The sequence below is a fragment of the Prevotella sp. P3-122 genome, from assembly GCF_002251365.1.
In the GTDB taxonomy this organism is placed as follows: domain Bacteria; phylum Bacteroidota; class Bacteroidia; order Bacteroidales; family Bacteroidaceae; genus Prevotella.
Genome location: NZ_NPJH01000013.1, coordinates 130,113 through 153,718, shown reverse-complemented (window position 1 = coordinate 153,718; position 23,606 = coordinate 130,113). Strand labels below are relative to the sequence as shown.

Annotated in this window: 17 protein-coding genes and 1 pseudogene; 14 read left to right on the top strand and 4 right to left on the bottom strand. The window is 49.6% G+C overall.

Annotated elements, in window-relative coordinates; translation table 11 throughout:
- Window positions 1–84 precede the first annotated feature (84 nt).
- The 4 genes from CIL02_RS02655 to CIL02_RS02640 all read left to right on the top strand — a co-directional run bounded on the left by CIL02_RS02655 (window position 85) and on the right by CIL02_RS02640 (window position 3,730).
- On the top strand, window positions 85–978 hold the full coding sequence (locus CIL02_RS02655; protein ID WP_094398930.1) for a YitT family protein: 894 nt from the start codon (window positions 85–87) through the stop codon (window positions 976–978).
- A gap of 108 nt (window positions 979–1,086) precedes the next feature.
- On the top strand, window positions 1,087–2,223 hold the full coding sequence (locus CIL02_RS02650; RefSeq protein WP_094398929.1) for an OmpA family protein: 1,137 nt from the start codon (window positions 1,087–1,089) through the stop codon (window positions 2,221–2,223).
- Window positions 2,224–2,796: 573 nt separating this feature from the next.
- The gene (locus CIL02_RS02645; RefSeq protein WP_094398928.1) at window positions 2,797–3,372 is read left to right on the top strand and encodes a porin family protein; all 576 of its coding nucleotides are present in this window, start codon (window positions 2,797–2,799) and stop codon (window positions 3,370–3,372) included.
- 157 nt (window positions 3,373–3,529) lie between these two features.
- Window positions 3,530–3,730, top strand: coding sequence for a hypothetical protein (locus CIL02_RS02640; protein ID WP_094398927.1), 201 nt, complete (start codon window positions 3,530–3,532; stop codon window positions 3,728–3,730).
- Window positions 3,731–3,849: 119 nt separating this feature from the next.
- Here CIL02_RS02640 and CIL02_RS02635 read toward each other — a convergent pair whose 3' ends face one another.
- Window positions 3,850–8,271, bottom strand: coding sequence for a translocation/assembly module TamB domain-containing protein (locus CIL02_RS02635; RefSeq protein ID WP_094398926.1), 4,422 nt, complete (start codon window positions 8,269–8,271; stop codon window positions 3,850–3,852).
- A 175-nt stretch (window positions 8,272–8,446) separates the two neighbouring features.
- Between CIL02_RS02635 and CIL02_RS02630 the strand changes: the two genes are divergently transcribed.
- The 7 genes from CIL02_RS02630 (at window position 8,447) to CIL02_RS02600 (ending at window position 15,819) form a co-directional block, all read left to right on the top strand.
- A complete protein-coding gene (locus tag CIL02_RS02630) occupies window positions 8,447–9,793 on the top strand; it encodes a Na(+)-translocating NADH-quinone reductase subunit A (RefSeq protein WP_094398925.1) in 1,347 nt (448 codons plus the stop codon).
- A 47-nt stretch (window positions 9,794–9,840) separates the two neighbouring features.
- Window positions 9,841–10,995, top strand: coding sequence for an NADH:ubiquinone reductase (Na(+)-transporting) subunit B (locus tag CIL02_RS02625; RefSeq protein ID WP_094398924.1), 1,155 nt, complete (start codon window positions 9,841–9,843; stop codon window positions 10,993–10,995).
- A gap of 48 nt (window positions 10,996–11,043) precedes the next feature.
- Window positions 11,044–11,766, top strand: a complete 723-nt coding sequence (gene nqrC, locus CIL02_RS02620; protein ID WP_170934986.1) for an NADH:ubiquinone reductase (Na(+)-transporting) subunit C — start codon at window positions 11,044–11,046, stop codon at window positions 11,764–11,766.
- 17 nt (window positions 11,767–11,783) lie between these two features.
- Window positions 11,784–12,407, top strand: a complete 624-nt coding sequence (locus CIL02_RS02615) for an NADH:ubiquinone reductase (Na(+)-transporting) subunit D (RefSeq protein WP_094398923.1) — start codon at window positions 11,784–11,786, stop codon at window positions 12,405–12,407.
- Window positions 12,408–12,466: 59 nt separating this feature from the next.
- A complete protein-coding gene (gene nqrE, locus CIL02_RS02610) occupies window positions 12,467–13,093 on the top strand; it encodes an NADH:ubiquinone reductase (Na(+)-transporting) subunit E (protein ID WP_094398922.1) in 627 nt (208 codons plus the stop codon).
- Between the two features lie 12 nt (window positions 13,094–13,105).
- A complete protein-coding gene (gene nqrF / locus CIL02_RS02605; RefSeq protein ID WP_094398921.1) occupies window positions 13,106–14,371 on the top strand; it encodes an NADH:ubiquinone reductase (Na(+)-transporting) subunit F in 1,266 nt (421 codons plus the stop codon).
- A 134-nt stretch (window positions 14,372–14,505) separates the two neighbouring features.
- The gene (locus CIL02_RS02600; RefSeq protein ID WP_094398920.1) at window positions 14,506–15,819 is read left to right on the top strand and encodes an MATE family efflux transporter; all 1,314 of its coding nucleotides are present in this window, start codon (window positions 14,506–14,508) and stop codon (window positions 15,817–15,819) included.
- A gap of 4 nt (window positions 15,820–15,823) precedes the next feature.
- Here CIL02_RS02600 and queC read toward each other — a convergent pair whose 3' ends face one another.
- Complete coding sequence (gene queC, locus CIL02_RS02595; protein WP_094398919.1) at window positions 15,824–16,477, bottom strand: 7-cyano-7-deazaguanine synthase QueC; 654 nt, start codon at window positions 16,475–16,477, stop codon at window positions 15,824–15,826.
- Window positions 16,478–16,515: 38 nt separating this feature from the next.
- The gene (gene radA, locus CIL02_RS02590; protein ID WP_094398968.1) at window positions 16,516–17,907 is read right to left on the bottom strand and encodes a DNA repair protein RadA; all 1,392 of its coding nucleotides are present in this window, start codon (window positions 17,905–17,907) and stop codon (window positions 16,516–16,518) included.
- A gap of 88 nt (window positions 17,908–17,995) precedes the next feature.
- Between radA and CIL02_RS02585 the strand changes: the two genes are divergently transcribed.
- From CIL02_RS02585 to fucO, 3 genes are read left to right on the top strand one after another with little or no spacing between them, the layout of a single operon-like run.
- Window positions 17,996–18,928 carry an ABC transporter substrate-binding protein gene (locus CIL02_RS02585; RefSeq protein WP_094398967.1) on the top strand — a complete coding sequence of 311 codons (933 nt, stop codon included), beginning with the start codon at window positions 17,996–17,998 and terminating at the stop codon, window positions 18,926–18,928.
- A 9-nt stretch (window positions 18,929–18,937) separates the two neighbouring features.
- Window positions 18,938–21,154 carry a lipopolysaccharide assembly protein LapB gene (locus CIL02_RS02580; RefSeq protein ID WP_094398918.1) on the top strand — a complete coding sequence of 739 codons (2,217 nt, stop codon included), beginning with the start codon at window positions 18,938–18,940 and terminating at the stop codon, window positions 21,152–21,154.
- Window positions 21,155–21,194: 40 nt separating this feature from the next.
- Window positions 21,195–22,349 carry a lactaldehyde reductase gene (gene fucO / locus CIL02_RS02575; RefSeq protein ID WP_094398917.1) on the top strand — a complete coding sequence of 385 codons (1,155 nt, stop codon included), beginning with the start codon at window positions 21,195–21,197 and terminating at the stop codon, window positions 22,347–22,349.
- A gap of 720 nt (window positions 22,350–23,069) precedes the next feature.
- Here fucO and CIL02_RS02570 read toward each other — a convergent pair.
- Window positions 23,070–23,345, bottom strand: a pseudogene (locus tag CIL02_RS02570) (IS1380 family transposase); the annotation flags it as partial.
- Window positions 23,346–23,606: the final 261 nt, after the last annotated feature.

The following is a 23,606-nucleotide window of genomic DNA, read 5'->3' as shown; positions in this document are numbered from 1 at the left end:
GGTACAAGGGGCTTAGGCATAGTTTCAGAGTACCAACATAATGATTTGACAACCAAATAAATAAAGAACTAACTAAAACCATCAATGGACAATTCTACGAATGTTGCCAAGTACGCTGTAAAGTTCAGTCATCAGTACAAGGACATGTTCTTCATCACATTTGGCATATTGATGTATGCTTTCGGCTACACCGCGTTCATACTTCCTGAGCATGTAGTTATGGGAGGTGTTGCCGGTATCTCCGCATTGCTTTTCTATGCTTTCAAGCTTCCGCCAGGCATTGCAATATGGGTGCTCAACCTAACCATGCTTGTCATAGCCTACCGCGCATTAAGCAAACAGTTCGTTATCCGTACTGTCATTGGAGTGACTATATTGTCCTCTTTGGTAGGCGTGCTGCAACCTTTATTTGAGCAATACCCTGTCATCACGCCAGGCGAGGACAAGTTCATGCATGTGCTCATAGGAGGTGCGCTTGGTGGAGCGGGATTGGGAATAGTGTTCTCTCACAATGGCTCTACAGGCGGTACAGACATTATCGTGGCGCTCCTCAACAAGTACACGCGGATGAGCTTCGGACGCGCCATGCAGACATGCGACATCTGCATCATCTGTTCCTCTTATTTCCTTTTCCACAGTCTCGAGACTATCGTCTATGGCGTGGCCTTTACGCTTATAGCCAGTTTCGTATGCGATTATGTTGTCAATGGAACAAGGCAGACTGTGCAGTTCATCATTATCTCCAAAAAGTATGATGCTATTGCTGACACCATCAACAACAGCGTTCACCGCGGAGTGACACTCATCAAGGGTACAGGATGGTATTCGAAGAGCGATGTTCAAATACTCATCGTACTCGCAAGGAAGTACGAATCGCAGGATGTATTCAACCTTATAAAACGTATCGACCCCATGGCAATGGTGTCACAATCATTTTGTCAGGGTGTCTTCGGATCGGGATTTGATACGATAAAGTAAAGCCATCATATATAATAATGTGAAAAAGATTGGAGATAATTTGTATTTTTCGTTAAATTTACATATATTTGCAACACAATTGAAATTTCAAACCAACCAAGTTATATTATGCATTACAAAAAAATCTTTCTGACTACAGTAGCCGGACTACTGTTTTCCAGTGTTGCCTTTGCACAGAATAGTGATAAAGGTGAGCTGAAATCTTATAACTTTATAGAAGTGCAGGGTGGAGCACAGATGACTCTTACCGATGCCAAAATGGATAAGCTCATAACCCCTGTGGGCGCTTTCTCTCTAGGCCGCTACTTCACTCCTGGTGTAGGTGCTCGTCTGCACGTGAACGGATGGCAGGCAAAGAGCGGATTTGACGACCTTGGCTACTACAAGTGGAATTATATTACTACAGATTTAGACCTGCTCCTGAATCTGACCAATCTCTTCAGCAAGAACAAGAGTGGCGCTCATCCTCTGAACGTTATCCTGCTCGGTGGTGTCGGACTCACACACGCTTGGGACAACGATGAGGCTCTCGCTATGGCATCAGCCAACCGCGACAGGAACATGCAGCTCGCATGGGACGACAATCGTCTGAGCCACAATATACGTGCCGGTCTCCGTCTTGAGACTAACGTAACAAAGCCTGTAGGCCTGTCACTTGAAATCAATGCAAATAGCCTTGACGACCGTTTCAATTCAAAGATGAACGATGCTGATGACTGGCAGATTTCTGCTTTGCTCGGACTTAGCATCCGCTTCGGTCACAAGTACAAGAAAGCTCCTGTTGTCGTTGAGCCTGTTCCTGTTGTTGAGCCTGAGCCAGCTCCAAAGCCAGAACCAAAGACTTATACTGTTATTGATACCATCTACAAGAAGGTACCTGTAAAGCTCCACGAAGTGAAATTCTACAACATCAGAGAGTCTGACCCAGAGGCTAAGAATGCCATTATGGACCGCATTGCTGACTTCCTCAACACATATCCAGAAGCTACTATTTCTATTGTAGGCTATGCTGACAAGGGTACTGGTACACCAGCTATCAACAAGAAGTATGCTCTACAGCGTGCTGAGACTTTCAAGAACGAGCTTGTAAAGAAATACAACATCGATGCATCTCGCATAGTTACAGATTCTAAGGGTGACACCGTGCAGCCGTTCGAGGAGAATGACAAGAACCGTTGCGTCATCGTTGACGGTTCAGCCGAGAAGACTGTAATGGAAACTAAGAGCCGCACCGTTACAGAATAACTATTTCTGAACAGATAATGTTGTCTGCCTGACTTTTACTACGCAAGAGTCTGCTTACACATTATTATATATATAGCGGGAATGCCTTATCTTTCTGGATATGGCATTCCCGCTTTTTCTTGTTCTCTACAGGAGCCAAATGACCTTTTTAGGGCTCAATGGAAAAATCATGGAGAAGGCCTAAATGAAGGCCTGAGTCAGGCAAAGCTTTGCGTTGGCGGTTGCAAAGCTTTGCGTTGGCGGTTGCAAAGCTTTGCGTTGGCAGTTGCAAAGCTTTGCGTAGGAAGGTGCAATGCTTTGCGTAGGCGGGTGCTGACTTGATCAGTACAATCCTGAATAAGAGAAAAGGGTGGAATGACTCACTATACGGGTCACTGTAGTCACAGGTGGATGTTGTATCCATATTTGACATATCCATATTACAAAATAACATTTTGGGTGGTCACAATGGCTAAAAAGTGTTAAAAATTACCTTTTATAGGAAAAATGTTTAAAAAACCTATTTGATATAAAAGTTTTTCGTGTACTTTTGCAGCAGTTTTTAAAATACCAACCAATAAAATTATTAAAACAATGAAAAAGTTTTTTTTAGGATTAGCAATTTCAGTTATCTCAATTAGTGCAAACGCTCAGGTGTATGTAGGCGGTGGCCTCGGCTTCAGCTCTGTTAAGGAAGCTCATCATGAGGATGTAGATGTTGACACAAAGACAACATTCTCACTCGTTCCTGAGATTGGCTATCAGCTCGACGAGAAGCTCGCTGTAGGTGTTGGCCTTGGCTATTCTCACTCTAAGTATGGTGACTTAAAGGGCGATGCTTTCTCTATTGAGCCATACGCACGTTACACCTTTGCAAAGCTTGGTACTGTAGACCTCTTCATTGAAGGCGGTGTAGGTTATCAGCATACCAAGAATACCGAGGAAATAAAAGATAATGTTGAGGTAAACGAGAAGGAGAACACTTTCTATATTGGCGTTCGTCCAGGTTTCAAGGTTAACCTCAACCAGAAAATTGCTCTCGTTTCACGCGTAGGCTGGTTGGGATGGAAGACCACCAAGCCTGATGTTGACGACTACAAGGGTTCTTCTGAGTTCGGTCTGAACCTCGATGCAACAGCCGTCCAGTTCGGTGTTAACTACACATTCTAATGAACTGTTTCACTACAGTCATTATTTGTATAACCGATAATTTTCAAGGCGGGTTCTAATAAATAGAACCCGCCTTAATCTTAATATAGATTATAATCATTTTCCGACAGACTCTTCGTCCCTGTTCATGCCCTTTTCCCAGAGGTGAGATGGATGAGTGCGCGAGGCTGCCCTGGGTCATAATGCCCTGTATGGCAACTATCGTCCAAACAACAAGCTTACAGGAAGCCTTGGTGTCTTCGAACATTGGAACAATGCTCATGACATGAAGTATAGTAGAAACATGGGCGAGAACAAGGGAATTGTACGTGCATACACCATGTCCTGTCTTTTTGGCTCGGTGAAAAAAACATGGTGAAGGGATTCCTAAATAAAGGTGATTTTCCCACAAACGTTTGTGGGAGCAGTTGTAAAGCTTTGCGTGGTCGGATGCAAAGCTATGCGTATGAGATGGACAAAACTGGCACAGAATCGTGATTATGGTTTAGAGGCAGATGGAGCCGAGTTGTTTGCGGCGGGCATTCCGAGCAGGTCGCGCAGGCTGTTGAAGTCTTTCTTAAGAATGAAGCCGAGTCCCTGAGTATTGAGGCTGTTTCGTGTAAAATATCTGTCGTTTGATTGGTTGTATACTCTCACTGCAAGGTTGCCGTTTGGCAACAGCAGGTATCTGATGTCGAAGTCGCCAATAAAACTCGTTGTAGCATTGGGGTTGTCCCTGTAGCCGAACTCTCCGTTTATGAGCAGCCTGTTGTTGAGCAGTCGTCCGCTGAGCAGTCCCTCGTATTCTGCGTTGTTCCATCCCTCGTCGCCAGTTGAGATGTTCGCTCCGAAATTCCAGTTAGAGTTGTTGATAATGGTTCCGAGTAAGGAGTTTATCTGCTGGCTTACCTGTCCGCTGAGTATGCTCTGCATGGCGAGTGAAGTCTGGCTTTGCCCAGTTCCTCCAGTAGCAGAATTGTTGTTGCCCTGTGAGTAGAAGCGTCCGACGGCCAGGAGGTAGAGAACTTGCTGGTTCATTTCCTCCTCGCTGTTAATGAGGCTGTAAATCATCTGCTTGGCATCGCTGCTCACTGTAGGCAAGTCGAGTCCAAACTCCACTTTTGGAGCGTTTGGGGTACCACTGATGTTCATGAGGCAGTTCACCTTTATGTTGTTGCTGGTGAACGACCGTCCGAGCTGCAGGTCAGAGAGGCTTACGGAGTTGAGGGGATACATAGCCTTGAGGTTGAGCGTCGCATCGTAAGGGTTTCCGCCGAATGCTATGGTTCCTCCAGAGAGGAACTGGAACTCCTTATGCAAGGCGTTCTGAATAGTTAGCTTGTATACTCCTCCCTCGACAAGGTAGTTGCCGAAAAGGTCGAAGTTGCCTTTGTTATAATATGTAGCCCTTATTACTCCCGAGCCGTTGAGGTCGATATAGTCGCCGCTGGTCTGGTCCATTATCAGACGTAGCGTTGCTGAAGGCTGCGTGTGGATGAGGAAGTTGATATGTATGTCTGATGGTATGTCGGCAGGCTTAGCATCAGTGTCAATGAGTGTATTGCCTACAGATGCGGCAATGGAGTCGCGGTCCTTCCATGTTATGAATTCCTGCGACTTTATAGCATCTGGGCTTGCAACATTGTATGTCACTATTGAGCCTTGGTTGGGTGTTATGTCAATATCCATGACGACAAGACCGCTACGTCCCCTGATGCTGCACAGACCAGTGCCGTAGGCTGTGCCATAGAAGGAGCTGCCGTCTGAGCCGTCGAAGTCGTAGACGAGGAGGTTGTTGGTGCGAACGTTTATGTCGTATGTCAGTCTGGAGAGGTGCTGATGGTTGAGCGAGCCCGTAATGATGCCCGTATTGCCGTAGCGGTCAGTTATGGTGTCACCGACAAACCTTATCTCGCCAGGCAAGAGCAGCAGGGAGTCGTTGGTGAGCGTATATTCGGTATTAAGACTGCTGATGTGTACCTTCCCATCCACACGGGCACGCCCGGTCAGCTCTATTGCGTTGAGTGGTCCCCATAGGCGCAGGTTGCCGTTGGCTGAAAGGTCGCAACGGTCCATGAAGCTTCCGCAGAAGCTCTCCATGAATTCTCCTCTGGTGTTGTTGGCCACTATGTCGAGATCTATATAGTTCTTCCTTGGCGATACATATCCGTTTATTATAGTATTGCGGTTGTTCTCATCGGTTGCCTTGGCTGCAATGTCTATCTGCCCTTCGCCGTTGTTCCATTCCACATCAGCAAGTAGTGTACCCATGCGTCCATTCTCGAAAGTGAAGCCGTCGACCTGAAGTTTGGCTGCTGCTGCAGGTTTGCCAAATAGCGCCGTTGCGTACGCCTTGCCCGATGCCTTGCCGCCGAAGTCTACGGAATGGAAATTCACAAGGTTAAGGATATAGGCCACATCTACCTTGTTAAGGTCAATGAGGAGCGAGTCGGTATGGTTGTCGGTAGCCCTTCCGTTTATGCGTATGTGTTGGTCAGCGTGTGCTATTGAGAAATTGTCTACAGCAAGCTGTTTGTTGCTATAAGTAATGGTGGCTCTGCCAATGTTCCATGTTGTATCGGCAAGATGAATTTCCGATGGCAGTATGTCAACTATTGCCTGTGCCTTGCCAGAAATCGCTGTTGCAAATCTTGTATTAGCGTTGAGCAGTCCCTTCAGTCGCATGGAGCTATTGTTGTCGAATGCGAAATTGGTTTGCATGTTGTCGTCTGCCGCTGCGAGACGTATAGAATAGTCAGCCCCGTGTCTCTTGCTTAGCAGCTTGTGTGCCTTCACCTCAGCCTTGAGGGTATCTGCTGGAGTGGTTATGAAGAGAGAGGCATCCGTCCATTGGTTTCCGTCGTAGCTGAACGATGGGAGAGTGGCTGCCAAGGTAAGGTGTTTTGAGCGTGAGTCCATGTTGCCGTAGAGTGACAGCGGGGAGTGTAGTGTTAGTGGTATGCCAAGCAGATGTCGGAGAGGTTCCGTGTCCCTGACCTGTGCCGTAATCTCCAGACGGCTGTCCCTGGCAGCAGCCTGTCTTATAGGAGTGAACTGCTGAATGCTTGGCAATTTGCTGGCGATGATGTTGCATAAGTGATGTGACAGAGACTGGAAATCGAAATCGCCTTTCACCTTCAAGTAGGCAAAATCCGACTCTAAGGCAAGTATACGCCTGCCTTCGGCCTTGCGTGCTGAAAGATTTACGTTACTGATGGTATAGACATCGGTGTTGCCGTTGTCATCGGTCGTTGACATGGCAAAACGTTCCATGGATATTGTTCCCAGGGCATTGGCCGGGGAGTCGCCTGTTGCATTGGCTGTGACAGTTGCTGAGAAGTCTGCCTCTCCCCACCTGTCGGTAAGCTTGAGAGCAGACGGGCGCAGATGGTGGATGTTGGCGATGATGTCGGCCTTGGCAAGCGTACGGCTCAGGGTGCCTGAGACATCAAAGCTGGCGTTAGGGTCATCGCATGCCAATGTTCCGGAAAAGGTGCCCTGTCGGTATTGTCCGTCGAGACTTATGCCTCTGTAGCAGTACTTGTTGTAATCGAACTTGCTGACGAGTCCCTTTGCAGTTATCGACTCTTTTCCACGGGCTATGCAGCCATTGCCCTTGACGTTGGCTGACACTTTTCCGAAATGCTCGTCAGTCAATATCTCCAAGAGATTAATATCCTCCGCATCAAGCTCGAATGACATATTATCGCCATTGAGTCCTGCCCTTAGGTTGGCATCGCCTATGTCCGATGAAACCTTACCGGTTAGCGACATCTGCCTCTTGGCTCCTCCTGCCGTGCCGCTGATGCTTAGTGTCCCGACTTTAGCGGCAAGCTGTCTTGTCTTATCGTCAGAAGATATTGATGCTGCTATATCTGACAATATTGATGACGTAGCCGTAAGTTGCTCTAATACAATGTGCCACGCCGGATTTCTAAAGCCTTTCGTCAGAGCTCCGGTGAGGCTCATCCTGGCATCACCATCGGTAGTTGATAGCGAGAAATTTTCCAATGACATACTGGTGCTCGTACCATAGAGACGTGTCTTTAACTGTAGCTTGCGGTCAAGGGATGACAGTTGCTGTAGCAAGGGCGAGAAGTCGCTTGGGCTTATGATGGTGTTGGAGATAGCAAGACGATATTGTAGCGATGGCAACATCAGATGGCCTTTATCGAAGGAGTAGGTAGCCGACAACTCGTCTGTTTGTATGTTGGTTCCAGGCATAATAAGCTGCAGTTTGTCCACATGAGCGGCCGAGCGGTTGGCAGCCAGTTTCATCTTGAAATCGTCTAAGCGCAGTCCGCTGCTCTCCTTGAAAGCGAATTTCTTGATGTTGATGTTCAGCGAGTCGTCCGTCAGCTTGTTCACAACTATATGGGCACTAATGTCCCCAAGGCTAAGATGTCGGAGTGAGGTTAGTTTGTAGTCGTGGCTGTCGAGCTGGTCGTATCGTAGCTTGCCATGCCTTACGACAAGTGAGCCAATCTCTATGTCGAGAGGCTTATGCGATGTGGTGTCCTTGGAGGCGAGGGCATCAAGAACAAACTGGATGTTCAGCGGTTGTCCTGCGCTGTCCCTATATAAATATGTGTCCATGCCGAACACTTGTGCCGAGGACACCGCCACTCGTCCGTTGGCAAGGTCGGTAAGCGATATCTTTGCTGCAAGACGGGTAGCCTGGAACATCTTCTTGCCGCGCAGGTCGTCAATACGTACACCGTCAATGATTATGCGGTTGAGAAATCCAACGTCGACCCTGGAGATACTGACGTTAGTGTGCAGCTTTGCGGCAATCACGCCTGCTATTTCCTTGCCGATGAATGTCTGGACGGCAGGAATGTTGGTCAGTGTGATAACCGCGATATATATGGCCACCAACGTCCATATAATGATGTTTATGATTGTTTTTAGTCTTTTCATTTGTAAAGGCCGTCTTGCAAAACCGATGCTTTCGGTCGTTAGATGTTGCAAATTTAATAAAAATCCTCGTTGTAGCGTAACAATCAATGGGCTTTTTCGCTTTGTTCTACGTTTTTTTGTTTAAATTTGCAGCGTATTTAGCAGTAAGCATCAAATATATTCGTTATTATTAGTTATGATAAATCTTATTGAGACACACAAGGGATTGGACATTCAGCTTGCCGGCAAGGCCTCGGAGAAAAAGACCAAGCTGGGAGTGGTATCCGATTATGCTCTTGTTCCCGATGACTTCACGGGTATTGTACCGAAAGTGGTTGTTAAGGAAGGCGACCACGTGCTGGCTGGCGACCCGCTGTTTGTGAACAAGAACTTCCCTGAAGTGAGGTTTGCCTCACCTGTGAGTGGAATTGTAGAAGCTGTCGTCCGTGGCGACAGACGCAAAGTTTTGTGCGTAAAGGTAAAGGCTGACAACAGTCAGGAATACCGTGACTTTGGCTCCAAGAACGTTGATAGTCTTGATGGCAATGGCGTAAGAAGCCTGCTGCTTGAGGCAGGACTCTTCGGCTACATCAACCAGCTCCCGTACGCTGTATCAACAACCCCCGACACTACGCCCAAGGCCATCTTTGTCTCTGCATTCAGGGACATGCCTCTTGCTGGCGATTTCGACTTTGAGGTGAAGGGACAAGAGGCAGATTTCCAGACTGGTATCACGGCATTGTCCAAAATCGCCCAGGTGAACGTAGGTATCAGCAGCAAGAGCCAGAACGAGACGCTGAGAAACCTTAAGGATGCAACCGTTACTGCATGGCAGGGACCATGCCCGGCAGCTAACGTAGGAGTTCACGTCAACCATCTGTGCCCGGTAAACAAGGGCGAGGTTGTATGGACTGTCGATCCCGTGGCCGTAATCTTCATTGGCCGACTTCTCAATACCGGCAAGGTAGACCTGCGTCGTACCATAGCCGTTGCTGGTAGCGAGGTCGTTGAGCCGCATTATGTGGATGCCCTTGTGGGTACACCTCTGAAGGCCATACTCGAAGGAAACGTCCGTGAAGGTGCTGTTAGAATAATCAACGGAAATCCTCTCACTGGACGCAAGGACAGCCTCGACGGCTATCTCGGAGCACACACCTCGGAGGTAACTGTCATTCCCGAGGGTGATGATGCCGACGAGATGCTCGGATGGATAATGCCACGCCTTGGCCACTTCTCTGCCAACAGAAGCTATTTCTCATGGCTTCTTGGCAAGCGCGACTATAAGCTCGACGCAAGGGTGAAGGGCGGCAAGCGCAACATGATAATGAGCGGTGAGTACGACAAGGTGCTGCCAATGGACATCTATGGCGAGTATCTCATAAAAGCCATCATAGCAGGCGACATCGACAAGCAGGAGCAGCTCGGTATCTACGAGGTGGCACCAGAGGACTTTGCCGTTGCTGAGTTCGTAGACTCGTCGAAACTCGAGTTGCAGAGTCTCGTCCGCAAGGGCCTTGACACGCTCAGAAAAGAAAACATGTGACAAGTGAACAGTAGTTTAAAGTAATTATTTAACATCAGATATCTAATATGTCATTACGCAAATATCTCGACAAAGTAAAACCAAACTTCGAAGAGGGCGGCAAGCTTCATGCCTTCCGTAGCGTCTTCGATGGTTTCGAGACTTTTCTGTATGTACCGAATGACACGGCAAAGACAGGAGCGCACATCCATGACGCCATCGACTCCAAGCGCATCATGAGCATGGTTGTGATAGCCCTGCTGCCAGCGTTGCTTTTTGGTATGTACAATGTAGGTTATCAGAACTATGCCTGCGCCAACGCTACTGCTACAGCATCGGCCATAGATATGTTCTTATATGGAGCACTTGCCGTGTTGCCCAAGATACTCGTCAGCTACATCGTCGGTCTGGCCATTGAGTTCGCATGGGCACAATGGAAAGGCGAGGAGATACAGGAAGGCTACCTTGTATCGGGCATCATCATCCCGATGATAGTACCAGTAGGCTGCCCTCTGTGGATGCTTGCCATAGCCGTAGCCTTTGCTGTCGTCATTGGCAAGGAGATTTTCGGTGGTACCGGCATGAACATCTTCAATGTTGCCCTTGTAGCGCGTGCGTTCCTCTTCTTCTCTTATCCCACCAAGATGAGCGGCGATACCGTATGGGTTGCCCAGGACACCATATTCGGCCTTGGCAATGCTATTCCTGACGGAGTGACGAGCGCGACACCGCTTGGACAGCTTGCTGCCGGAACCGACGTTACAGCCTCACTGCAGGATATGGTGATAGGTCTTATTCCCGGCAGTATCGGTGAGACCAGCGTTATAGCAATCGCCATCGGAGCCGCTATCCTCTTGTGGACCGGCATTGCAAGCTGGAGAACAATGTTCAGCGTCATCGTTGGTGGTGCTGCCATGGCATGGATATTCCAGCTCACAGGCCAGACACCTATTCAATGGTATGAGCATCTTGTGCTGGGTGGCTTTGCCTTTGGTGCGGTATTTATGGCTACCGACCCTGTGACGAGCGCACGCACGGAGACCGGCAAGTACATTTATGGTCTGCTCATCGGAGCCTTGGCCGTTATCATACGTGTCATGAACCCTGGCTTCCCTGAGGGCATGATGCTCGCCATACTCTTCGGAAACATGATGGCACCGCTGATTGACCACTTCGTAGTAGAGGCCAACATCAGGAAGAGAATGAATCGTATCAAACAATAACGGGTTTATACCATTGAATTCTATTAAAATTATATTTCAGAAGAGAATATGGAAGAAAAGAAACAGGGGCTGAATACCAACTCCAATACATACATTATTATATATAGCGCCATTCTCGTGGTCATCGTGGCTTTCCTTCTGGCTTTCATCTATTCGGCGTTGAAGCCCCAGCAAGATGTCAATGTTGCTCTGGACAAGAAGAAGCAGATATTGGCCGCACTCAACCTCCGCAACCTCGACAATGATGAGGCGACGGCACTTTACAGCGATGTTGTTGTTGCAGACATGATAGTCGATACCGATGCCAATGTTGTTGAAAACGGAGAGAAGGGCGGAGAGAAGGCTGGCTTCAAGCTTAACAGTGCCGACTACAAGGAAGGACGTCTGGCGGTATACGACTGCATGGTAGACGGCCAGCGGAAATATGTCATACCGGTTTATGGTATGGGACTCTGGGGAGCCATATGGGGATATGTCGCACTCGATGCCGACAAGAATACCATTTACGGAGCTTACTTCAACCACGATAGCGAGACGGCGGGCCTTGGTGCAGAAATCAAGGACAGCAAGGCATGGCAGGACCAGTTCAAGGGTAAGAAGCTGTTCTCTGCTGACGGCAACGCTATAGTAATAGCCGTGAAGAAGAAGAGTGACGTCAAGAACCCCGACTCGGAGTGTGATGCCGTTACCGGTGCCACGCTGACATCCGACGGTGTGAGCCTGATGCTTCAGGACTGCTTTGGCAAGTATGTAACATTTTTAAAGAAATAACCATTTCATAATAAGCTATGCAACTGTTTTCAAAAGAGAATAAGGAGGTATTTACCAATCCCCTCAACCTCGACCATCCAATATTGGTGCAGGTGCTCGGCATCTGTTCGGCTCTTGCCGTGACGTCGCAGCTCAAGCCTGCCATCGTCATGGGACTTGCCGTGACGGTGATAACGGCTTTTGCCAATGTCATTATCTCCATTATACGCAACACCATTCCTACACGTATACGTATCGTCGTGCAGCTCGTTGTCGTGGCTGCGCTCGTAACCATTGTCAGCCAGGTGCTCAAGGCCTTCGCCTACGATGTGAGCGTAGAGCTGTCTGTCTACGTAGGACTCATCATCACCAACTGTATTCTTATGGGTCGCCTGGAGGCTTTCGCCATGACCAACCGTCCATGGCCAAGCTTCATCGATGGTGTGAGCAACGGACTGGGCTACGCCATGATACTGGTTATTGTCGGTGGTGTGCGTGAGTTCTTCGGCAGAGGCTCTCTGCTCGGCTTCAAGCTGCTGCCCGACAGCCTTTACGACCTCGGCTACATAGACAACGGCATGATGACAATGCCTGCCATGGCACTCATACTGCTGGGCTGTGTCATCTGGGTACACCGTGCATACTTCTATAAGGAAAAGTAACAACAAGGAACAGAACAGATTGGAGCTAACGCTCATAAATCCTTTAACATACAGATAATATGGATCATACAATCAGCCTATTTTTCAGGTCCATCTTCGTGGACAACATGATATTCGCATTCTTCCTCGGCATGTGCTCGTTCCTTGCTGTGTCGAAGAATGTCAAGACCTCGCTGGGACTTGGACTTGCCGTGACATTCGTGCTCGTGGTGACCGTTCCTGTCGACTACCTTCTGCAAACCAAGATTCTTGGCCCCGACTGTCTCGTAGAGGGCGTAGACCTGTCATATCTCAGCTTCATACTCTTCATTGCCGTCATAGCAGGTATGGTACAGCTTGTGGAGATGATTGTCGAGAGATATTCACCGTCGCTCTATGCAGCCCTTGGCATCTTCCTGCCGCTTATCGCCGTGAACTGCGCCATCATGGGCGCGTCGCTCTTCATGCAGCAGCGCATAGGCCTCGACCCCGCCAACACCCAGTATATCGGAAGCGTATGGGATGCCTTCGTCTTTGCGCTCGGTAGCGGTTTCGGCTGGACACTTGCCATCATTGCCATGGGTGCCATCCGCGAGAAAATGGCATACAGCGATGTGCCTAAACCATTGCAGGGACTCGGCATCACTTTTATTACAGTAGGACTCATGGCCATGGCCATGATGTGTTTCTCAGGTCTTAAAATCTAACATCACACAACAATGCTACAATTCATATTGACAAGTATAGGAGTGTTTCTCGTAACGATATTGCTCCTCGTGATAATTCTGCTCGTAGCCAAGAAATACCTTTCGCCAAGCGGCAATGTAAACATTGTTGTCAATGGCGACCGCACGCTTTCTGTCGGACAGGGTAGCAGCCTTATGACTACGCTCAATGAGAATGGTATCTATCTGCCATCTGCCTGTGGCGGCAAGGCATCGTGCGGACAATGCAAGGTGCAGGTGCTCGAGGGTGGCGGAGAGATACTCGATTCAGAGAAGCCGCATTTCACAAGAAAAGAGATTAAGGACAACTGGAGACTCGGATGCCAGTGCAAGGTGAAGGGTGACATGAAGATACGCGTGCCGGAGAGCGTGCTCGGAGTAAAGGAGTACGAGTGTACGGTGATATCCAACAAGAATGTCGCAACATTCATCAAGGAGTTCAAGGTGCAGCTGCCTAAGGGCGCACACATGGACTTCCTGCCAGGCTCTTATGCTCAGATAAAGATACCTACGTTCAGCATCGACTACGACAAGGACATCGACAAGAGCCTTATCGGTGACGAGTACCTGCCGGCATGGCAGAAATTCGGCCTGTTCCCACTTAAGTGCGTGAATACAGAGCCTACCATCAGGGCTTACTCCATGGCCAACTATCCTGCCGAGGGCGACGTCTTCATGCTTACCGTGCGTATAGCCACACCTCCATTCAAGGCCGACCGCTCAGGATTTATGGATGTTAATCCTGGTATAGCATCGTCATACATCTTCACCCTCAAGCCTGGCGACAAGGTTATCATGAGCGGTCCTTATGGTGACTTCCATCCCAACTTCGACTCCAAGCGTGAGATGATATGGGTAGGTGGTGGTGCCGGTATGGCTCCTCTGCGCGCTCAGATTATGCACATGACGAAGACTCTGCACACCACCGACCGTGAGATGCACTATTTCTATGGTGCCCGCGCGCTCAACGAGGTGTTCTATCTTGACGACTTCCTCGGACTGGAGAAGGAGTTCTCCAACTTCCATTTCCATCTTGCGCTCGACCGTCCTGATCCTGCTGCCGACGCTGCTGGTGTAAAATACACAGCAGGCTTCGTTCATCAGGTCATGTTCAATACATACCTCAAAGACCATGAGGCACCAGAGGATATTGAATACTACATGTGTGGTCCTGGCCCAATGTCGAAGGCCGTTGTGGCCATGCTCGACTCTCTGGGTGTTGAGCCGGAGTCCATTAAGTATGACAACTTCGGCGGATAATCCTTTACCCGCCTGTAATACAAACAGCCCCCTGTCCATTTATTGTTGGCAGGGGGCTTGTATGATTAATGTTGTTGTGTCGGGTGTAGAGTTGTCCGGTAATTGTCGAACCCTCCGTAATAATGTAAGGGCCATTGCATAAAGAGATATTATCACTTGCCATTCCGTCCATCGTCACCAATATCACGGTGCCGCTGCTTGGTCTTGTCGATGTTGCCATAGTCGGCCACATGGGCGATGCCTCGTATATTGGAGCCATAGCCGTTGGCACAATGATGATGAATGTCATCTGCTGGCTGTTCGGTTTCCTGCGAATGGGGACAAGTGGCATGACATCGCAGGCTTACGGACGCGGGGACAGCAAGGAGGCTGCAACTATTCTCTTCCAGGCTATAGCTCTTGGAGCTGCCATAGGCATTTTGTTTGTGTTGTTCCAGCCGTTGTTGCTCAGGCTGTTCCTGTTTTTCATGCGTCCGTCTGACGAAATACGCGCCTTTGCGTCAGTCTATTTTCATGTTTGCGTATTTGGATTGCCGGCCGCACTGGTGATGTACGGGCTTACGGGATGGTTCATAGGCATGCAGGACACACGTACTCCAATGACGGTTTCCATATTCCAGAACATCGTAAATATCATGACCAGCCTGTTGCTAGTCTATGTTTTTGGGATGAAGGTCGAGGGTGTTGCCCTTGGTACTCTTACAGCACAATATTCCGGTTTGCTTCTGGCATTATACATCCTAAGGCGAAAGTACGCTTCCCACTATCAGCTACTATTCTCACAGTTTACTCTCAAGCCGGGTGTTTATTCGTCCTTTAGTTACAAGCATACATTGAACCGCTTTTTCCGTGTCAACAGGGACATCTTCCTGCGCACGCTGTTCCTTGTTGCTGTCAATGCCGCTTTCACGTCTGTAGGGTCACGTCAGGGCGATGTGATATTGGCAGTCAACACCTTGCTGTTTCAGTTTTTCACGCTCTATTCGTATATCATGGATGGTTTCGCCTATGCTGGCGAGGCTATATGCGGAAAATACTACGGGGCAGGCAATGCGCCATCCTTCCATGGCTGCATACGCAGGCTGTTTGCATGGGGTGTCATAATGACCGTCGTCTATACTGCCGCCTACTATTTTGGAGCCAACGACATCCTGCACGTCCTATCCAACGAGCAGACCGTTATCGAGGCTTCGGAACCTTATCTGCTATGGGTGGCCTTGATACCAGTTGCTGGCATGGGGGCTTTTATATGGGATGGCGTCTTTATTGGCATAACGGACAGCCGCGGAATGTTGCTGTCGTGTTTTGTTGCGGCGATTGTCTTTGCCATAATGCTATCCTTGTTCTTCACCACCATGGGCAACCACGCATTATGGTTGGCCCTTTTGTCCTACCTTCTCGCAAGAGGAGTAATGCAGACAATTTTATTTTGGAGGTCTAAGGGCTAAGTCCTTATCCCTCATACTCCGTCGTGTCCTCTATGCCGGCATAGGCAAGGGCCTCTTTTCTTTCCACGCAAGTTCCGCATTTGCCGCAATGTTTCTCGCCACCCTTGTAGCAGCTCCATGTCTCGGCATAGTCTATGCCCAGCTTCTTGCCAATCCTTGCTATGTCGCCTTTAGTAATATTGGTATATGGGGCAACGACCCTCACCCCAACGTATGTTCCGGCATTGGTTGCGCTGTCCATGGCAGAGATAAACTCTGGTCGGCAGTCGGGGTAAATGGTATGGTCGCCGCCATGGTTGGCAATAAGGAGTTTTGTCAGGTTGCGGCTTTCGGCCACGCCTGCTGCCACGGCAAGCATGATGCCATTGCGGAAAGGCACGACCGTCGACTTCATGTTCTCGTCCGCATAATGTCCCTCGGGGATGGCATCGGCCCCCTCCAGTAGCGAGCTGCGGAAATACTTGTGCATGAAGTCAAGCGGTATGGTTATATGCTCTATGCCAAGCCGTTTGCAATGCATCTCGGCGTATGCTATTTCGCGTGCGTTATGGTTGCTGCCGTAGTCGAATGATATGGCGAGCGCAATCTCGTCCCTGCGGTCGTAGAGCAGAGTTGTGGAGTCCATGCCTCCGCTGACAATAATTACAGAATCTTTCATGTTGTTAGTGTTTTATATTTGCTTTCATCCGATAATGGTTATCCGAACAGGCATCTTAGAGCCTCTTCCACCTTGCGCACCGGATGCAGGGTTATATTATATTTCTTGGTGTTCAGCCCCTGGGTGTTCAGGGCAGGAATAATCATGTCCTTGAAGCCAAGCTTCTCGGCCTCGGCAATGCGCTGTGCTATCCTGCTCACGGGACGCACCTCTCCGCTCAGTCCCACTTCGCCGGCCATGCACCATCCCGTCTCTATTGCCGTGTCTACATTGCTCGACAGCACGGCTGCTATGACGCTGAGGTCCATGGCAAGGTCGGTGACGCGCAGTCCTCCGGCAATGTTTATGAAGACATCTTTCTGCACGAGCTTGAAGCCGACCCTCTTCTCGAGCACCGCGAGGAGCATGTTCAGTCGCCGTTGGTCGAAGCCTGTAGCCGAGCGTTGTGGTGTGCCATAGGCAGCCGTGGATACAAGCGCCTGAGTCTCGACAAGGAAAGGCCGGACACCCTCTATGGCCGAGCTTATGGCAATGCCCGACAGTCCGGCATGGTCTTGCGATAGCAGCAGCTCCGAGGGGTTGGACACCTGCCTCAGTCCCTGCTGCTGCATCTCGTAGATGCCCAGCTCCGACGTGCTGCCAAAGCGGTTCTTCGTAGACCTCAGTATGCGGTACATATAGTGGTTGTCGCCCTCAAACTGTATTACCGTGTCCACGATGTGCTCCAGTATCTTCGGTCCCGCCAGCGTGCCCTCCTTCGTTATATGTCCTATCAGGAGCACCGGCACGCCACTTGACTTGGCAAAGCGGAGTAGGGCAGAGGCACACTCCCTGACCTGCGACAGACTGCCGGGCGAGCTGTCAACGTCTGCCGTGGATATGGTCTGAATGGAGTCTATGACGACAAACTCCGGCTTCACGTCGGAGATATGGCGGAAGATGTCGTCAAGGGATGTCTCGCAGAGTATCATCACGTTGTCTGTCAGTTCCTTGCTTATTCTCTCAGCCCTCATCTTCAGCTGGTGGGCACTCTCCTCGCCGCTCACGTAGAGTATTCTCTTCTCCGGCATGTTCAGGATGGTCTGTAGTGTGAGCGTACTCTTGCCTATGCCCGGCTCGCCTCCGAGCAAGACTATGCTGCCCTTTACCAGTCCTCCTCCCAGCACACGGTTCAGCTCCGTGTCGTGGGTGTCTATGCGTGGCTCGTCCTTCGACGAGATGTCGCGCAGCAGCATTGGCCGTGCTCCGCTATGCGACATGGCCTTGTGCACGTTGGCCGCCGCCTGCTTTGCCGCCATGCTGCCAGTCTCGCCCGATATCCTAATCTCGCTAAATGTGTTCCACTGACCGCACGACGGGCACTTGCCCACCCATTTTGCCGACTCCTGTCCGCAGTTGGAACATACGTATGCTATCTTGTCTTTTGCCATAACTTCAATGTTTGCAATCACAAAAGTACGGATAATTTTCATTATTACAAAATAAATGCTTATTTTTGCAGGAAAATCATTTCGTGACATGAGAAAAACTCTTAGGGTATTTACACCTATTTATATATTACTTGCCCTTGCAGGCGTGTTTGCAGCCTGCGACGATACCTATAACGAGAAGCAGATGGCTACCCGCAAGCAGCGTGCAGAGCTGCGCCGTCTCGACTCTTTGGCATTCAAGATAGGCACTACGCCAACCATGGACTGCCTGCCCGTATTTGTAGCCAATGAGAAAGGCTTCTTCGAGAAAGAGGGAGTCGATGTACGGCTCAGGCTTCGCAACTCCCATCTCGACCTCGACACCCTGCTTCGTGGCGGATGGATAGAGGGGGCATTTACCGAGATGGTGAGGGCTGAGAGAATAGTTGACAATGGCGTTAAACTGCGATATGTGGCCGCGACAAATAGCTACTGGCAGCTTGTCAGCAACCGCAATATGCGCATTCGTAAGCTCGACCAACTCTCAGACAAGATGGTTGCCATGACCCGTTTCTCTGCCACCGACTACCTGACAACCCTCGCCGTTGACAGTGCCAAGCCCAAGAATGCCGTCTACCGCATACAGATTAACGACGTGAAGATTAGGCTGCGAATGCTCTACAACAATGAGATTGATGCCGTATGGCTTACAGAGCCGCAGCTGACTGCGGCAAAGCTGTACAAGAACCCTGTGCTCATGGACAGCAGGAAAAAGAATCTCAATCTTGGCGTGCTGGCCGTCAGCGAGAAAGCCCTTGCCGACAAGAACCGCAGCAGGCAGTACGCTGCCTTCATCAAGGCATACAATGCCGCATGCGACTCCATCAACAAGTATGGCATCGCCAGCTACGCACATGTCATAAGCAAGTATATGGGTGCCGACGAAAAGACCATAAAGGCATTGCCCAAGATTACATACACACATGCCAAGGCTCCCCGTGAAAAAGATATAGAGGTTGCCAGAAAGGCGTATAAAAACTAAAATTTCAGCATGACAGAGGATATAAGAAACATACGCAAGTTCATCAACGAAATACCAAACCTCTCGCTTGGCCAAGGCATCTCCCGCATGCGCGAGCTCATACTGATGATGCCGTGGCTGACGGTGTCCGAGCAACTGTCCATGCTCGAGCGCGACTACGCCCTCATGCTCGATGTCCTCCTTAAGGGATATAAGGATGAGAGCAGGCCGCAGATGTACTCCCAGATGCTGTCAAGGTTGCGCGTCATAGCCTGCAACGCCCTGTCGGACGCTGTAACCAGACAAGTGCCCACATTCACTGCTGCCAAGACTAAGGCCAACACCGTCAGCTTCGACAAAGACAGCATCATGGACACTCTACAGGGATTCGTCCAGGACTTGGCAATATTCTTATTATCCTCAAATCCCTCAAACCCCTCGAACCCTTCAAACCCCTCAAACCCCTCAAACCCCTCGAACCCTTCGAACCCTTCGAACCCCTCGAACCCCTCAGACCCTCTCTCCTCACTCCACAAGCACCATCAGGACTATCTCGACAAACTCTTCTCCTACATATTGACGAGTCATAACTGGACAGCAGACGAGGCTGGTTTCATGTCGGAGCTCCTCGCTTCGCCAACCATCGACAGCATGGATGCACAGCTGCTTGTCAGCGCGGTCACGCTCTCCGCTCTTACCGTTCCCGACATCAGCAAGGTGAAATGTCTAACGGACACATATACCGCTACCTCTGACGGCAACGTGCGGCAGCGTGCTTTCGTTGGATGGGTGCTTACGTCATGTGCCAACACCTGCTTTGGCAGTCAGCTAACCGATATCATTAATCCCCTGCTCAAGGACGCAGAGGTCAGAAACGACCTGCTTGAGTTGTCCATGCAACTGTTCTATTCTTCCCAGACAGAGGAGTACAACAGCTATATCACCAACACCATCGTACCCGACATCATGAAGCACTCTGATGTAGGGATGCGCCATCTCGGGCTGGGAGAGAAAGACGATGACACCTCCATAGAGGATATTCTTGATGCCGGTGCCGAGGAAAGGCGCATGGAGGAGATGGAACAGAGCGTCAGGAAGATGATGGACATGGAGAAGTCGGGTATAGACATCTATTTCGGAGGCTTCAAGCAGATGAAGCGTTACCCGTTCTTCTACACCCTTAGCAACTGGTTCATGCCCTTCTATCTCGACCACCCCGCCATTGCCCGTTTAGTTGGCAGCATTAGGCACAAGCAGCTCATGTCCTTGATGCTCGATGCGGGTTCCATGTGCAATTCCGACAAGTACTCGCTCATACATGCCATGAGTAGCGTCTTTGCACGGATGCCGGAGAATGTAGTCGAGCAGATGAACGAGACGGCCGGAGGGGCGATACCCCGTTTTGGACAGCGCAACACTCCTGCCTACATCCGTCGCATATACCTTCAGGACTTGCTCCGCTTCTTTAAGGTTTTCCCGCAGAAACAGGATTTCACCGATGTCTTCACTACTGCACACAACTTCCTTGCATTGCCTCCCTTCGAGGGGATGTTGCATGACGAGGTGCGCAAGTACGCCAACTTCCTCCTGAAGCGTAAGAAGAACCCCACGGCGCTGTTCTCTACCGTTTACGACAATTCCAACCCCGAGGACAACCGCCTCATGGCTCTCATCAGCATCAGGAACGGCAACTACAGTCTTGCCTACGAGCTGTTCTCCGCCATCGCCGACAGCTGCCCCGACGACTACAACGCCGTTAGGGGAGCCGCACAGGCAAGCTTCAGGCTCGGCGACTATGCCATGGCTGAAAAATGGTATGCCCGAACCGTCGCTATGGAGCAGACTGAGAACCTGCGCAGTCAGCTCAACTATAGTGTTTCGATGATACACAACCACCACCTCGACAATGCCGCCAACAACCTCTACCGTCTGTCGTTCGACTATCCTGACAATGCCGACGTGCAGCGTGCCCTGGCCTATGCGCAGATGCTGTCGGGGAAAACTACGCAGGCACTTAAGCTCTATTCCCAGCTGCTTGCCACCGACTCTAACAGCTGCGATAAGCTCAATGCTGCCTATTGCCACATGAGGCAGGGACAATGGCAGGAGGCTGTATCGCTGCTCAAGGCTTTCCTTGCCATGGAAGGCACCAGTGAGGACGACATCCTTGGCGACGATGCCTTGCATAAGGATATGGGAATATGCAAGAGAGACATCATGATGGCTCTCGATCTTGCACGACAATAACGCATCATCATTTTTATTAATCTACTAATATCTAAACTTTATGGTGAACAGATTTATTTTAAACGAAGTGTCTTATTTTGGTCCTGGCGCACGCAAGGAGTTGCCGGGAGTAGTACAGCGTCTCGGCTTCAAGAAAGCTCTTGTCGTAACAGACAAGGGACTTATGAAGTTCGGTGTGGCAAAGATGGTTCTCGACGTTCTCGACGAGGCCGCCATTCCTTATGCCATTTACGATGACGTGAAGCCTAACCCTACAGTAACAAATGTCAAGAATGGTGTCGAGGCATGCAAGCAGGCCGGGGCCGATTTCATCGTAGCCATCGGTGGAGGCTCGTCTATGGATACCGCCAAGGGCATAGGCATTGTATGCAACAACCCCGAGTTTGCCGACGTGGTTTCTCTTGAGGGGGTTGCAGACACAAAGAAGAAGACCGTGCCAATCATTGCGTTGCCGACAACAGCCGGTACGGCTGCCGAAACCACCATCAACTATGTTATCATCGACGAGACAAAACAGAAGAAGATGGTATGCGTAGACCCCAACGACATCCCGTGTGTTGCCATCATCGATGCCGAGCTTATGTACTCGCTGCCAAAGAGCCTTACCGCCGCTACGGGTATGGACGCCATGACCCATGCCATTGAGGGACTCATTACCAAGGGTGCGTGGGAACTTAGCGACATGTTCGAGATCAAGGCCATTGAGATGATACACCGCTATCTGCCATTGGCTGTCAACGAGCCTACCAACCCTGTTGGCCGCGACGGCATGGCTGTTGCACAGTATGTTGCCGGCATGGCATTCTCCAACGTCGGTCTTGGAGTAGACCATGGTATGGCACATCCGCTGAGTGCCCTTCACGACGTGCCTCACGGAGTGGCATGCGCTATGCTCCTGCCTACGGTAATGCGCTTCAACGCCCCCGCTGCCCTACCCAAGTATGTGGACATAGCCAAGGCTGTAGGCGTCTACAAGGAGGGAATGACTCAGGAGGAGGCCGCAGATGCCGCATGCACGGAGATAGAGAACCTCAGCAAGCTTGTGGGCATACCAGCACATCTGTCAGAGCTGGGCATTACAGAGAAAGACATCGACGCTCTTGCCGACCAAGCCATCGAGGATGTCTGCACTCCTGGCAACCCGCGCCCTGTTACACGAGAGGACATTGTTGCCCTATACAAGAAAATACTTTAATCTCTGATCAGCAATCATTCAAGGCGTAGATGCCTGCTTATGCTAATTCTCGCCTGCAAGGGCAAAAACGATTAATCAAAATGGAACTATATTAACGCTTTTGCCCTTGCTTGCTTTTTAATTGTCCTTGTTTTTTAATTGTCCTTGTTTTCCTTTTTCTTTCCTTTCAGCCTTTCCCATAAAGTGTCTGAAAAAGCATTATTATGGATTAGTGGGAAAACATTTCATTTGGACTATTCCTTTGGCTGAGCTCGGTAAAGTCCAACCAAACAAGTTTGTTGGCCTCCGCTCTCGTCTTGTAAAAGAATTGTTATATCGTTACTGACACGTTATTTTACTGGTAAGCCCTTTCCCGTAAACATTTGTGGGAGCGGTTGCAAACAGTTGGCGGTTGCAAAGCTTTGCATTGGCGGTTGCAAAGCTTTGCATTGGTGATTGCAAAGCTTTGCGTTGGCGATTGCAAAGCTTTGCGTTGGCGGATGCAAAGCTTTGCGTCTGAGATGGGCAAATCTGCATTGAGTTAAGTCCTATTCTGGATAAGAGAAGACCTCAAATCCGCAAGCACCCTCTTACGATGACACAAGGCCCCAAAACAATCGACAATGTAGCAAAAGATGGTTCAACGCAAAGAAAATCAGCATAAAGAGACATAAAAACCCCTTACCTCACCATGCGACTTGAGGCAATACGCAGAATCACGACCCTAAGTTGTCGGTGTTATCAAAAGTCATTCTGGAACACATTGGCATAAGCGTTGTTGCATGAATAGATATTGAGCACATACTGCCTTGATTTCTTGATCCACTTTGCTAGCACAGAGATGAACTTAAAGACAAACGCCTTGATGCGGCTTGTTGCTTTGAGTCCGAACTTCTTTGCGTCAAGCCTTTCCATGATATATTTGTAGAAGTTTCGTATGAGTGCTGTAAGCAGAAGAAACACCGTGTTTTCTCCCATGAAGGATTTTGGAAGCCTGTTCCAGCCGAAACCATTGTTCCTCTACACAGTCGCTGCCACAGAAGTAGACACTTGACAAAGAACCCACAATCTCGCGCTTTGATAGCCGTATGACGTACACCTCAGACCCAACACTTTGTCGATAACTGGACCCACAAAACGGGAAAATTGCTCTCTCATATGAAAAATTCCTCCAAAAGGAGAGAGTTTCTCAGATTTTATTGCTACCTTTACCATGTCTGTCGGGTTTGATACATATTTTGATTTGCAACACTAAGATAGGTAAAAAATCTGACATGG